The organism is Arthrobacter sp. efr-133-TYG-118, from assembly GCF_030209755.1.
Classification (GTDB): Bacteria; Actinomycetota; Actinomycetes; order Actinomycetales; family Micrococcaceae; genus Arthrobacter.
On the sequence record NZ_JARVRH010000010.1, the window covers coordinates 22,908 to 35,958 of the forward strand.

At 63.2% G+C, this 13,051-nt stretch carries 13 protein-coding genes; all 13 read left to right on the top strand.

Annotation, left to right across the window (positions count from 1 at the left end):
* The first annotated feature begins 22 nt into the window (after nt 1-22).
* Nucleotides 23-1,072, top strand: coding sequence for a tRNA (adenine-N1)-methyltransferase (locus tag QRN59_RS09000; protein ID WP_284982179.1), 1,050 nt, complete (start codon nt 23-25; stop codon nt 1,070-1,072).
* Nucleotides 1,073-1,173: 101 nt separating this feature from the next.
* Entirely contained in the window at nt 1,174-2,985 is a 1,812-nt protein-coding gene (gene arc / locus QRN59_RS09005) for a proteasome ATPase (protein WP_284982180.1), read from the top strand.
* A gap of 50 nt (nt 2,986-3,035) precedes the next feature.
* Complete coding sequence (dop, locus tag QRN59_RS09010; RefSeq protein ID WP_284982489.1) at nt 3,036-4,652, top strand: depupylase/deamidase Dop; 1,617 nt, start codon at nt 3,036-3,038, stop codon at nt 4,650-4,652.
* A 122-nt stretch (nt 4,653-4,774) separates the two neighbouring features.
* Nucleotides 4,775-4,978 carry a ubiquitin-like protein Pup gene (locus QRN59_RS09015; protein ID WP_234749319.1) on the top strand — a complete coding sequence of 68 codons (204 nt, stop codon included), beginning with the start codon at nt 4,775-4,777 and terminating at the stop codon, nt 4,976-4,978.
* 78 nt (nt 4,979-5,056) lie between these two features.
* Nucleotides 5,057-5,866, top strand: a complete 810-nt coding sequence (prcB, locus tag QRN59_RS09020) for a proteasome subunit beta (protein WP_284982181.1) — start codon at nt 5,057-5,059, stop codon at nt 5,864-5,866.
* A gap of 1 nt (nt 5,867) precedes the next feature.
* Nucleotides 5,868-6,575, top strand: coding sequence for a proteasome subunit alpha (gene prcA / locus QRN59_RS09025; protein WP_284982182.1), 708 nt, complete (start codon nt 5,868-5,870; stop codon nt 6,573-6,575).
* 1 nt (nt 6,576) lies between these two features.
* Nucleotides 6,577-7,941, top strand: a complete 1,365-nt coding sequence (pafA, locus tag QRN59_RS09030) for a Pup--protein ligase (RefSeq protein ID WP_284982183.1) — start codon at nt 6,577-6,579, stop codon at nt 7,939-7,941.
* A 100-nt stretch (nt 7,942-8,041) separates the two neighbouring features.
* Complete coding sequence (locus tag QRN59_RS09035) at nt 8,042-8,986, top strand: FKBP-type peptidyl-prolyl cis-trans isomerase (RefSeq protein WP_284982184.1); 945 nt, start codon at nt 8,042-8,044, stop codon at nt 8,984-8,986.
* Between the two features lie 49 nt (nt 8,987-9,035).
* The gene (locus QRN59_RS09040; RefSeq protein WP_284982185.1) at nt 9,036-9,431 is read left to right on the top strand and encodes an FKBP-type peptidyl-prolyl cis-trans isomerase; all 396 of its coding nucleotides are present in this window, start codon (nt 9,036-9,038) and stop codon (nt 9,429-9,431) included.
* 95 nt (nt 9,432-9,526) lie between these two features.
* Nucleotides 9,527-11,533 (top strand): helix-turn-helix transcriptional regulator, encoded by a 2,007-nt coding sequence (locus QRN59_RS09045; protein ID WP_284982186.1) that lies wholly within the window; start codon nt 9,527-9,529, stop codon nt 11,531-11,533.
* 20 nt (nt 11,534-11,553) lie between these two features.
* A complete protein-coding gene (locus QRN59_RS09050; protein ID WP_284982187.1) occupies nt 11,554-11,904 on the top strand; it encodes a hypothetical protein in 351 nt (116 codons plus the stop codon).
* A 32-nt stretch (nt 11,905-11,936) separates the two neighbouring features.
* The gene (gene tatA / locus QRN59_RS09055) at nt 11,937-12,203 is read left to right on the top strand and encodes a Sec-independent protein translocase subunit TatA (protein ID WP_284982188.1); all 267 of its coding nucleotides are present in this window, start codon (nt 11,937-11,939) and stop codon (nt 12,201-12,203) included.
* A 48-nt stretch (nt 12,204-12,251) separates the two neighbouring features.
* Nucleotides 12,252-13,046, top strand: a complete 795-nt coding sequence (gene tatC / locus QRN59_RS09060) for a twin-arginine translocase subunit TatC (protein ID WP_284982491.1) — start codon at nt 12,252-12,254, stop codon at nt 13,044-13,046.
* Nucleotides 13,047-13,051: the final 5 nt, after the last annotated feature.

Consider the following 13,051-nt stretch of genomic DNA (forward strand, 5'->3'; position numbering starts at 1 on the left):
GTACAGGAGCGAGGAAACACCCATGAGCAGCGAAACCGCCGCCAACTACACGGCCACCGGCGCCACCACCGCGATTCAGCCGACTGGTGCAGCACGGCGCCGAGGGCCGTTCCGTGTGGGCGAACGGGTTCAACTCACGGACGAACGGGGCCGGATGAACACCATCACCCTGGAGGAAGGCGGCGCCTTCCATACGCACCGCGGGTTCCTGAACCACGATGAAATCATTGGCCAGGTTGACGGTTCCGTGGTGGCCAACAATATCGGCCAGCAGTACCAGACGCTCCGTCCGCTGCTCTCGGACTTCGTGTTGTCCATGCCCCGCGGTGCCGCGGTGGTGTACCCCAAGGATGCAGGCCAGATCGTCACCATGGCCGATATCTTCCCGGGTGCGCGGGTTGTGGAAGCCGGCGTTGGTTCCGGCGCCCTTTCGATCTCCCTGCTTCGCGCAGTGGGAGACAACGGTTACCTGCACTCTTTCGAGCGTCGCGAAGAATTCGCTGACATCGCCCGGGGTAACGTGGAAACCATTTTCGGCGGTCCGCACCCAGCCTGGAAGATCTCGCTGGGCGACTTCCAGGAGGAAGTTGTCCGCAGCGAGGAGCCCGGATCCGTGGACCGCGTGGTCCTGGACATGCTCGCTCCTTGGGAATGCCTCGACGCCGTAGCGACGGTCCTGGCCCCCGGCGGCGTGTGGATCAACTATGTGGCCACCGTGACCCAGCTCTCCCGTACCGCGGAGGCCATCCGCGCCGACGGCCGTTTCACGGAACCGGACGCGTGGGAGTCCATGGTCCGCGGCTGGCACCTTGAAGGCCTCGCTGTCCGTCCCGACCACCGCATGGTGGCCCACACCGGCTTCCTCTTGGTGACCCGTCGCCTCGCCGACGGCGTGACCGGGATTTCCGTCAAACGGCGTCCGTCCAAGACCGAGTTCAGCGAGGAAGACCTGAATGCCTGGACACCGGGAGCCGTAGGAGAGCGTGCGGTTTCGGACAAGAAACTGCGGCGGGCGGCACGGGATGCGATTGCCGGCACCAACGTCAAGGACGACCCCACGCCGGCTCCCTAAGGAAAGATCACAAACTGGTCCGCATTCCGGATGTCACAGGTTTCCCGACGCTTTTGAGGGCTAAGGTCTATTTATAGAAAGCGGGAAGGAGCTGATGCTTCGTGGATACGTCGAACAATGACTTCGGGCGAACGCCGGAGGAGCCATCGAACAAAGCTGTGGCTGAGGGAAAAGCGGGACACGGGGGTGGGGCAATCCAACCGGTGGACGAGTCCGGCGAACTCACTGTCGCGGAACGCCAGATAAACATCCTTCGAGACAAACTGCGCCACATCGACCGTCAGCTTGCCGCCGCCACCCAGAACAACACCAAGCTCGTGACCATGCTGGAAACGGCGAAGGCCGAAATCCTGCGGCTCAAAGGCGCCCTCGAGCAGGACGGCCAACCGCCGTATAGCTTCGGGACCATCTTGCAGATCAATCCCAGGCGCCAGCCAACGGCAGGCAGCACCGGCCAGGCCGCCACCGAGGAGTCGGTTGACATCTTCAATGCCGGCCGCAAGATGCGCGTCGGCGTCAGCCCGCTCGTGAACATCAACCAGCTGGCTGTTGGACAGGAAGTCCTCCTCAACGAGGCCCTGCTGGTGGTGACCGGCCTGGGCTATGAACGGGCAGGCGAACTCGTCACGCTCAAGGAAATGCTCGGCACCGACCGCGCCCTGGTAGTGGGCAGGGCAGATGAAGAGCGGGTGATCAGGCTTTCAGGCGCCTTGCAGAAGGTGCACCTGCGCGTCGGCGATGCTTTGTCGCTGGATTCCCGCACGGGCTACGCCCTGGAGAAGGTGCCCCGGGCAGAGGTCGAAAACCTTGTCCTCGAGGAAGTCCCTGATATTACCTACGAGGACATCGGCGGCCTGGGCCCGCAAATCGAACAGATCCGCGACGCCGTGGAACTCCCGTTCCTGCACCCGGACCTGTACCGCGAACACGGGCTCAAAGCGCCCAAGGGCATCCTGCTTTACGGCCCTCCGGGTTGTGGCAAGACGCTGATCGCGAAGGCCGTTGCCAACTCCCTTGCCGCCCGCGCCTCCGAACGGGCCGGCAACGTGGACCTGAAGAGCTACTTCCTGAACATCAAGGGACCTGAACTCCTTGACAAGTACGTCGGCGAAACAGAGCGGCACATCCGCCTGATTTTTGCGCGTGCCCGGGAGAAGGCATCCGATGGCAGCCCCGTGGTGGTGTTCTTCGACGAAATGGACTCACTGTTCCGCACCCGCGGCACCGGGGTGTCCTCCGACGTCGAAACAACCATCGTCCCGCAGCTCCTGAGCGAGATCGACGGCGTCGAACGTCTGGACAACGTCATCGTGATCGGCGCTTCGAACCGCGAGGACATGATCGATCCGGCTATTCTTCGTCCCGGCCGGCTTGACGTGAAGGTCAAGATCCAGCGGCCCGACGCCGAAGCGGCCGCCGACATTTTCGCCAAGTACATCACCACCGACCTTCCTTTCCACGCGACGGATCTGGCAGAACACGGCGGGGACGTCCAGGCCACAGTCGACGCCATCATCCAGCGGACCGTTGAAGCCATGTATTCGACGGAGAAATCCAACGAGTATCTCGAAGTGACCTACGCGAACGGCGATACCGAGATGCTCTACTTCAAGGACTTCAATTCCGGCGCGGTTGTCCAGAACGTCGTGGACCGTGCCAAGAAGTACGCCATCAAGGACCTCCTGCTGACCCAGCAGAAAGGCCTGCGGATCGACCACTTCCTGCGCGCCGTCGTCGACGAATTCCGCGAACACGAGGACATGCCCAACACCACCAACCCGGATGACTGGGCACGCATCTCAGGCAAGAAGGGCGAACGCATCACCTACATCCGCACAATCGTCCAGGGCAAGGCCGGCCAGGAGCCCGGGAAGTCGATCGAAACGACTCCAAACACCGGCCAGTACCTGTGACGGCCCGGCCGGAAGGCCTGCCTTCGGACAAGCTTCCCGTGGGCGGGGCCATGCGGGTCATGGGTTCGGAAACTGAATACGGCATCCACGCGCCTTCTGCGCCAGGGGCGAACGCCACGATGATGTCCGCGCGGATCATCCAGGCCTACGCCAACCTGACGCGACAACGGGCGGCGGGGGGCGCTGAAACCCGCTGGGACTACACGGACGAAGAACCCCTGCATGATGCACGCGGTTGGACAGTTGAGCGCAGCGCAGCAGATCCCAGCCAGCTGACCGACAGGCCTCCCGTGCTCGACGCCGAGGCCGTTGCGCTGGCGTACGGGCGGCAGGAGCTGGAAGCCGACGGTGGCGACGAGTCAGGGTCGTTGCTCATGAACATGGTCCTCGGCAACGGGGCCCGCCTGTACGTGGACCATGCCCATCCGGAATACTCCAGTCCCGAGGTCACGAATCCCCGTGACATCGTCGCGTGGGACGCGGCCGGCGACCTCGTCGCCCTGGCCACGGTTCGGAAGGTAGCCGCCGATCCTGACCTGCCGGCGATCAATCTGTATAAGAACAACACCGACAACAAATCGGTGTCCTACGGCTCCCACGAGAACTACCTCATGCCGCGCTCGGTACCTTTCGGAGACATCGTCCGCGGCCTGACGCCGTTCTTCGTCACACGCCAGGTCATCTGCGGCGCGGGGCGGCTCGGCAAGGGCCAGGACGGTTCAACTTCCGGATTCCAGATCAGTCAGCGTGCGGATTTCTTCGAAGCCGAGGTAGGGCTGGAAACCACCATCAGGCGTCCGATCATCAATACCCGGGATGAACCGCATGCCACCGCGGACAAATACCGGCGTCTGCATGTGATCATCGGCGACGCCAACCTGAGCCAGGTGTCGAACTACTTGAAGTTCGGCACGACAGCATTGGTCCTGAGCCTCATCGAAGCCGGCCAGGCTCCGAAGATCGAAGTACATGAACCCGTGGCGGGGCTGCAGGCAATCAGCCACGACACCTCCCTGACTGCCACGGTCAGGCTTCTTGACGGACGGCGCGTAACAGCGCTGGATATCCAGTGGATGTACTACGAGGCAGCGGCCAAACTTGGCCAGGAAACCGGGGTCTCCGATTCCTTCAGTGGCGACGGCCACACCCGGGATGTCCTGGAACGGTGGGAGTCGACGTTGGGGCTCTTGGGGAGCAACCCCGCGGGTGCCGCGTCTTCCGTCGAATGGCTGGCCAAAATGTCCCTGCTGGATGGCTACAGGAACCGTGACGGCCTTGAATGGAACGACGCCCGGCTGGGTCTCGTCGATTTGCAATGGTCCGACGTGAGGCCGGAAAAAGGCCTGTACTACCGCATGCTTTCCCGCGACCGGATGCAGACGATCGTCGACGACGCCACGATCAGCCGTGCTGTCGTCGAACCGCCGTCGGACACCCGCGCATTTTTCCGGGGGAAGTGTGTTTCCAGCTTTGGCAAGGACGTGGTCGGCGCCAGCTGGGATTCGGTCATCTTTGACGTTCCGGGCATCGGGAAACTACAGCGTGTGCCCACCCGGGAACCGCTCCGCGGCACGGAAGCACTCACCGGACAGCTGTTTCGGAAACACGCCACAGCCGGCGCATTCCTCCGTGAATTGCTCGGCCTGGACCCGGCCCCGCCCGCCTGAACGGGCAGTCGACTAAAGGCTGCCAAACGGGCCCTTAAAACCGCAGCGTCGCAGCCCGCCCCGTGGCAGTATGGCATTACAGGAAGTCCCCGTTGCCGGGGATGGACAGAATGGAGAAGGAAATGGCAGCTCAGGAGCAGCAGCAACCGCAGTCGCGGGACGTCGAGGCAGAGGCCGACGCCCCCGAGGCGCCGCCCGCAGCGCCGGAGGCACAGGCCTCGGTCGCCACGCAGGGCGTAGACGATCTCCTCGACGAAATCGACGGTGTTCTTGAATCGAACGCCGAAGAGTTCGTCAGGGCATTTGTGCAAAAGGGCGGCCAGTAGCCAGCCGCCAGCTAAGCCAAGGGCCCGGCCGGCGCGAGGCCGCCGGGCATCGGATGTCAGAGTCGAAGGAGCGCAGCAATGCAGGATCCATCAGCCGGCCACCTGGCCACCCAAGCAACGTCTTCGTTCATAGAGCATCTGCAACGCTCCAGGCCTGAACTCCTTCCCTTTAGTCAAACGCTGCCCGCGGGACAGATTCCGCCGGTGCCCCATGCCACAACAATCGTCGCCCTCAGCTACCCCGGCGGCGTCCTGATGGCGGGGGATAGGCGTGCCACCATGGGCAACGTGATCGCCAGCAGGCATATCGAGAAGGTCTTCCCGGCCGACGAATATTCCGTCCTGGGAATTGCCGGGACCGCGGGCCTGGCCATCGACATCACACGGTTGTTCCAGGTGGAACTGGAACATTATGAAAAGATCGAGGGCACGCTGCTGAGCCTGGACGGCAAAGCCAACAGGCTTGGAGCCATGATCCGGGGAAACCTGCCGATGGCCATGCAGGGTCTCGCGGTGATCCCGCTCTTCGCGGGCTTCGATCAGACAGCCGGCGTGGGACGGCTTTTCTCCTACGATGTCACCGGGGGACGGTACGAGGAATTGGAGCACCATTCGGTCGGCTCCGGTTCCGTCTTCGCACGTGGCGCCTTGAAGAAACTGTGGCGGCCGAACCTCACCGAAGACGAGGCTGTCGCCGTCGCGGTTGAGGCCCTCTATGACGCCGCCGACGACGACTCCGCCACGGGCGGTCCGGACCCGGTCCGGCAACTCTGGCCGGTGGTATATACCGTCAACCGCGCCGGTGCCCGCCGGGTGTCGGAACGGGAGTTGGCGGCGATCGCTGGATCCATTGTTGAATCACGCACAGTTGCCGGACGGGAGGCCTGAGATGACCCAGCAGTTTTATGTTTCGCCCGAACAACTGATGAAGGACCGCGCGGATTTCGCGCGGAAGGGGATCGCCCGCGGCCGTTCCGTCGTCGTGATCAGTTGCGCTGACGGCATCGCGCTGGTCGCTGAAAACCCGTCGCCGTCGCTCCACAAGATCGGTGAGATCTACGACAAGATCGCGTTCGCCGCCGTGGGCAAGTACAACGAGTTTGAGAGTCTTCGGCAAGCGGGTGTCCGCTACGCCGACGTCCGCGGCTATTCATACGATCGCGAGGACGTCACTGCCCGCGGGCTCGCCAGCGTCTACGCGCAGAGCCTTGGCGCGGTCTTCACCGCGGAACAAAAGCCGTTCGAAGTCGAGCTTGCCGTGGCCGAGGTCGGACACACGCAGGCCGACGACCATCTTTATCGGCTGACTTTCGACGGTTCGATTGCCGACGAGAACGGCTTTGTAGTGATGGGCGGCTTGGCCGAGCAAGTAGCCGAGACCGTGGCCCGCGGTTGGAAGGCTGATCTCGACCTGGCCGGCGCACTGCGACTGGCCGTCAAGGCGCTGGCCACGGACAAGGAAGTAGACGCCTTGCCCGGCACCGCGGTCGAGGCCGCCGTGTTGGACCGAAGCCCGGAAAGCGGGCGCGGATCCCGGCGGGCCTTCCGGCGGCTTAGGGCAGAAGAAATCACGCAGCTGCTGGCAGGGGAGGCCTGAGATGGACAAAAGGATATTCGGGATCGAAACGGAGTTCGGTATTTCGTACTCGAGCCCCGACTCACGGCCGTTGGCTCCCGAGGAAGTCGCCAGGTACCTCTTTCGCAAAGTGGTGAGCTGGGGACGTTCCTCGAACGTTTTCCTCACGAATGGCTCCCGCCTCTACCTGGATGTCGGCTCGCACCCGGAGTACGCCACCGCGGAATGCGACGACCTCGCGCAGCTGATCGCCCACGACCGGGCCGGGGAGCTGATTCTCGATGACCTCGTTGACGAAGCGCAGGCGCGGCTCGCGGCGGAGGGCTTCAACGGAACGGTCTACCTGTTCAAGAACAACACCGATTCCGCCGGCAATTCCTACGGCAGCCACGAAAACTACCTGATTCCGCGGCGGGGTGAGTTCTCGCGGCTCGCCGAGATCCTCATCCCCTTCCTCGTGACACGGCAGCTGATCGCCGGTGCGGGCAAGGTCCTGAAGACACCCCATGGGGCCACGTTCGCGTTCTCCCAACGTGCCGACCATATTTGGGAAGGCGTGTCTTCCGCGACGACGAGATCCCGCCCCATCATCAATACCCGTGATGAGCCCCACGCCGATGCCGAGTTCTTCCGCCGCCTGCACGTGATCGTCGGCGATTCCAACATGTCCGAGACCACCGCCCTGTTGAAGGTGGGAACGGTGGATCTGCTCCTGCGCATGATTGAGGCCGGAGTGATCATGCGGGACATGCGCATGGAGAACCCCATCCGGAGCATCCGTGAAATCTCCCACGATCTCAGCGGCAAGGCCTTGGTGCGCCTGGCCAACGGCAGGCAATTGACGGCCCTGGACATCCAGCGCGAATACCTTGCAAAGGTCAGTGCTTTTGTAGCATCGAACGGAGCCCACAATCCGCACGTACCCCTCATCCTGGATCTATGGGAACGGACGCTGGACGCCATCGATAGCGGCGATACCAGCGGAATAGACACGGAAGTGGACTGGGCGATCAAGAAGAAGCTGATGGATGGATACATGCGTCGCCATGGAATCGGCCTCGACTCCTCGCGGATCGCGCAATTGGATCTGACCTATCACGACATCTCGCGCAAGCGAGGGCTCTTCTTCCTGATCCAGTCCCGCGGCGCGGCGCGCCGCCTGGTTGCCGACACGGACATCAAGGATGCCGTGGATGCGCCGCCGCAGACCACCCGGGCAAAACTCCGCGGAGACTTCGTCCGGCGCGCACAGGAACTCGGCCGTGACTACACCGTGGACTGGGTCCATCTGAAGTTGAACGACCGCGCGCACCAGACGATTTTGTGCAAGGATCCCTTCCGCAGCGTCGACGAAAGAGTGGATGCCCTCCTGGACTCGATGAGCTGACTCCCAGCTTCACCGGCTACTCTGGAGGTTGGCCTTTTAACAGGCCTCTACGCGCATGGCCCGGCCATGCCCTCCTTTTGCCCCGACGAAAGTTCAATTTGTGCGACGTCTACTAGCAATTCTTATCCCCGGCCTCTTGCTGATCACCGCCTGCGGCGGAAGTCCGGCAACAACAGCGACCCCGGAGCCCACCAGTCAGTCCGCTGGCGAAGTAGCCAAGCTGGATTCCCTCAAGGTCTCCGACAATGGAGACAAGAAGGCGCCCGGCCTGGAATTCAACAAGCCGCTGGACGTAACGCAGCCGACCATCAAAATGGTCAGCGACGGCACCGGCGACAAGGTGAAAGCCGGACAGGTGGCCCAGATCACCTACATCGCCGTCGACGGCAAGGACGGCAAGACCCTCGAAGACACGTTCCCGACAGGCTCCCAGCCTGTCGAACTCAACGACCAGCTCAAGACCGGCAGCGCGGTGCTTTACAACGCGCTCGTCGGTGCGAAGGTGGGCGCTGACATCGCTTTCGCCGTCCCCGGAACTGCGGCGTCGGCTGAAGCAGCGGCATCGTCATCCCAGCTGGTGGTCTTCAAGATCACCGGCGTCAAGGACGCCGTCAAGCCCCTGGACAAGCCCGAGGGCGACACCGTCACTCCGCCCGCCGGCCTCCCGACGGTAAAGGTCGATGACAAGGGAATTCCGCAAATTTCCGTTGACGGCGCGAAGGCCCCGCAGGCCTTGGTTTCCCAGGACCTCATCAAGGGCAAGGGCGCAGTCGTCAAGGAAACGGACACCCTGACCGTCAACTATGTCGGCGTCACCTTGGCTGATGGCAAGAAGTTCGACTCCAGCTACGACAAGGGCCAGACTGCCAGCTTCGCGCTCAACGGCGTTATCAAGGGCTGGACGCAAGGCCTTGCGGGCAAGACGGTCGGCTCCCGTGTCCTCCTGGTTATCCCCAAGAGCCTCGCATATGGCGACGCCGCCGCAGCACAGGGCCAGCCCGCGGGCGACCTCGTCTTCGTCGTGGACATCCTGGGCGCCCAGTAGCCTTCCGTAAACTTCCATAACACCGTCCCTATCAAATTGAGGAGTACCCATGTCATTTGGTCAGCGTGATTACGACCGCACTAAGCCGGAGATCGACTTCCCGGAGGGCGACGTCCCGACGGAACTCGTTATCAAGGACATCGTCGTTGGTGACGGCGCCGAGGCCCAGGCCGGCGACACCGTCTCCACCCACTACGTTGGCGTTGCCTGGTCCACCGGCGAGGAATTCGACGCATCGTGGGGCCGTGGCGCACCGCTGGACTTCCGCGTGGGAGTCGGCCAGGTCATCCAGGGCTGGGACCAAGGACTCCTTGGCATGAAGGTCGGCGGTCGCCGTCGCCTTGAGATCCCCTCCGAGCTTGCCTACGGCTCCCGTGGCGCGGGCGGGGCCATCAAGCCCAACGAAGCCCTCATCTTCGTGGTGGACCTCGTGGCAGTCCGCTAGGTTTCACAGCATAGGAAGGCGCGCCTGCAGCCGGAGAAATCCGGCCGCAGACGCGCCTTCCGCCTTTGCCGGAGGAATTTAGTAACGTAGCAAGCGTGTCCGCATCACGTACCGAACGACTCCTGAACCTGCTGATCGCCCTTCTGAACACGAAATACGGGCTGTCCCGGGCTGTTCTCAGGCAGAAGGTCTATCACGACGCCGGCGACAGCGACGTCGCGTTCGGACGCATGTTTGAACGAGACAAGTCAGAGCTGAAGCGGTTTGGCTTCGACATCGAAACACTCCTTGACCACGGGTTCGGCTCGGACGACCCCGCGTCGACCCGCTACCGCATCGCCAAGGAATCCAATCGCCTGCCGTATGTGCACCTGACCCCGGCCGAGGGCACGGTCTTGCTCCTGGCTGCGCAGCTGTGGGAACGCGCGGCGCTCGGCTCGGCCGCTGCAAGCGCGCTACGGAAGCTGCAGGCTTCCGGCGACCTCGCCGCCGTCGAACTCCCCGCCGGCGTCCAGCCGCGCATCAAGCCCGCCGGCCAGGCTTTTGACGACATCATCGTGGCCATGAACGGCCAGCACCCCGTAAGTTTCGGCTACCGTGCCGCGAGCACCGGCAAAGACGAACGCCGCATGGTGGAGCCCTGGGGCCTCGGGAGCCGGTTCGGTCAGTGGTACTTGGTGGGCTTCGACCGGGGCCGGAACGCGAAACGCTTTTTCCGGCTGTCCCGGATGACGAGCGATGTCCATGTTGAGACCGGGTTTCATTGCGAGATACCCGCAGGGTTTGATACCCGCGCTGAACTGGACAGCCTCAATGAGCTTCCCCTGCAGGAGGCCCACCTCGACGTGGTCGAAGGCCGTTTGCTGGGTCTTCGCAAGCGCGCGGTGAGTGTCACCCGTGCCCCCGGCGCCAGCGGCCCCCAAGTGGGCAGGGACAGCCTCTCTGTGCCCTTCCGGGATAGTGAGCTGCTCGCCGAAGAACTTGCCTCCTACGGTCCCCACGTGCTCGTGGCCGGACCTCCCGAGCTGCGCGACGCCGTGATCCGCCGCCTAGAAGCTGCCGCTGCGTTCGCGTCGAGCCCCGCCGTCGAGGTCCGCTTCTCCGGCACGGGACCAGCGACGCGGACGCGCAAGCGGACTTCGGAAGACCAACTCAACCGCATGCTCCAACTGGTCCCCTTCCTTGTCCACAACCAGGGCCTGCCCATCCAGGAGGTGGCGGACCGTTTCGGGGTCACGCGTGAGGAACTCGTCGAGGACCTGAAGATCCTGATTTGCTCCGGCCGCCCCGAAGGCTATCCGGATGACTTGTTCGATATCGATTGGGAGAACGAGCACGTCTACATCCGCGAGCACCTGGAACTCAACCGGCCCATTGGCTTCAGCGTTGATGAGGCTTGCGCCCTGCTGACGGGCTTGGCGACCCTGGGCGGACTTCCCGCCCAGGCCGGAATGTCGGAGGATGAGCAAAGCGGAGCCCTGGAGTCCGTGACCCTGAAGCTCACCGGCGCCGCGGGGGAGGCAGGCCGCTTGGCGGCGGCCGTCGCCGGCCCGCCCGTGACCCCGGCCGACGCCGGGGCGTTCGACACCATCACCCGGGCGATCCAGTCGGGTCATCAACTGCGGCTTCGCTACCTCTCACGGCAACGCGATTCGGTTTCCGAACGTGACGTGGACCCTTTCCGGCTCTATTCCTTGGACAACACCTGGTACTTCGAGGCGTACTGCCACAGCAAAGCCGGACTGCGGAACTTCCGCCTCGACCGCATCGAGGAGATCGCGCCCAACGGCCGTCCGGTTTCCGAGAGCGCAGGCGCCGAGGAACGCGTCCCGGTGAAGCTGTACACGCCCAACGACGACGACGTCGTCGTGGTCCTCCAATTGACCCGGCAGGGCGTCGGGCTGGCGGACGACTATTACGCGGAGCGGACGGCTGTGCTCCCTGACGGCGGCTTGCTCGCCGAGGTCCGGTTCGGAAATGCGGACTGGTTGCCGATGTTCGTGGCGCAGCACGGCGGTGCGGCACGCATAGTGCAACCCGCAGGGTTAGCCGACGCCTCGGTAGCCTGGGTGGCTGCTGCACTTGCGCAGTACAAGAAATGAAGGCTGGTTAGACTACTCAAATGCCTTGGTGGTCCTGGATCCTTTTGTGGCTCGCGCTGATTGCGGTGTCGCTGCTCTGCTATGTCCTGCTGGGCATCCGGCTTTTCCGGAAGTTCATGGCCACAGTCCATGAACTGAGCGCGGCGGGGGACCGGCTGGGTCATCGCACGCACCTTCGCGAACATGCTGACGACGACGGCGAGGCGTCGCCGAAAGTGTTTGGCGCGGCCGTTTTTGCCTCACCGGAACAGATACGTCATGATTACGTGACGGCCAAGGCCTCCCGCCAGGAAGTGCGTCGCCAAAAGCGCGTTAAGCGCAAAGCAGAACGGGGCCAACCCCAGTCTCTGCACGACATCGAATTCAGTTAGACGTAGGATGTATTCCAACGAAAGGACTTCCCGTGGGACGACTATTTGATGGCCCTTGGCCAATTGTCATTATCATCATCGTGGCCCTGCTGCTGTTCGCGGCACCCAAGCTGCCCGCCATGGCCCGTAGCCTCGGCCAGTCGATGCGCATCATCAGATCCGAAGTCAAGGAAATGAAGAACGACGGAAAGCCGGCGGCCAAGGACGACTCGGACCCCGTTGAAGGCAAAGTGGTCAACCACCCCGAAGCCAACAAGAGCGGCAACGACACTGACGTTCCGCCTGCAACCCGTAGCTAAGCAGTAGTGGCAACGAAGACGGGCCGCAAAGCCAACCCCGAAGGGCGGATGGCGCTCCTAGACCACCTGAAGGAGCTCAAGAATCGGCTGATCAAGTCTGCCATCGGCGTTCTCGTAGGCGCCGTGGCAGGGTGGTTCCTCTATGAGCCGGTGGTCAACAGCCTGTCGGATCCGTTGATCAAGATCGCCCAGGAGACCAAACGGACCGCGGTCCTGAACTTCGCGAGCGTGGGGGATCCGTTCGACTTCAAGCTCCGTATTGCCATCCAGATCGGCTTGGTCCTCTCCAGCCCCATCTGGATCTATCAGGTCTGGGCGTTCATCACTCCGGGCCTGACCAAGAAGGAGCGCCGCTACACGCTCGGGTACATGGCCGCGGCGGTGCCGTTGTTCCTGGTTGGCGTGTATGTTGCATGGACGGTCATCCCGAACGTCGTGCGCGCGCTCCTGCAGTTCACGCCGCAAAACGGTGCCAACAACATCGACGCATCCCAGTACTTGACGTTTGCCACGCACATGCTTCTTTTCCTTGGCATCGCCTTCCTGGTGCCGGTGGTGTTGGTGGGCGTCAACATGGCAGGCGTCTTGAGCGGCAGGACCATCCTCAAGGCCTGGCGCATCACGGTCTTCCTCGTGTTTGTCCTTGCGGCGGTGGCCGCGCCCGGTGCGGACGCGCTGTCAATGTTCATGCTCGCCGGTCCCCTTTTGGTGCTGTTCTTCGCCGCGATCGGACTCTGCATGTTGAACGACAAACGGCGCGCGCGCCGGCAGTCGAAGATTACCGCCGAGACGGAAGCCACGGCAGACGTCGCCACACCTGCCTCCGATCTGGAGAATCTGTAGTCTCA

Bases quoted from the DNA above. Each gene is read 5' to 3' on its own strand.
- QRN59_RS09040 (WP_284982185.1), top strand. From the start codon at position 9,036: ATGTCATTTGGTCAGCGTGATTACGACCGCACTAAGCCGGAGATCGAC.
- QRN59_RS09015 (WP_234749319.1), top strand. From the start codon at position 4,775: ATGGCAGCTCAGGAGCAGCAGCAACCGCAGTCGCGGGACGTCGAGGCA.
- dop (WP_284982489.1), top strand. From the start codon at position 3,036: ATGCGGGTCATGGGTTCGGAAACTGAATACGGCATCCACGCGCCTTCT.
- prcB (WP_284982181.1), top strand. From the start codon at position 5,057: ATGCAGGATCCATCAGCCGGCCACCTGGCCACCCAAGCAACGTCTTCG.
- tatC (WP_284982491.1), top strand. From the start codon at position 12,252: ATGGCGCTCCTAGACCACCTGAAGGAGCTCAAGAATCGGCTGATCAAG.
- prcA (WP_284982182.1), top strand. From the start codon at position 5,868: ATGACCCAGCAGTTTTATGTTTCGCCCGAACAACTGATGAAGGACCGC.
- QRN59_RS09000 (WP_284982179.1), top strand. From the start codon at position 23: ATGAGCAGCGAAACCGCCGCCAACTACACGGCCACCGGCGCCACCACC.
- pafA (WP_284982183.1), top strand. From the start codon at position 6,577: ATGGACAAAAGGATATTCGGGATCGAAACGGAGTTCGGTATTTCGTAC.
- QRN59_RS09050 (WP_284982187.1), top strand. From the start codon at position 11,554: ATGCCTTGGTGGTCCTGGATCCTTTTGTGGCTCGCGCTGATTGCGGTG.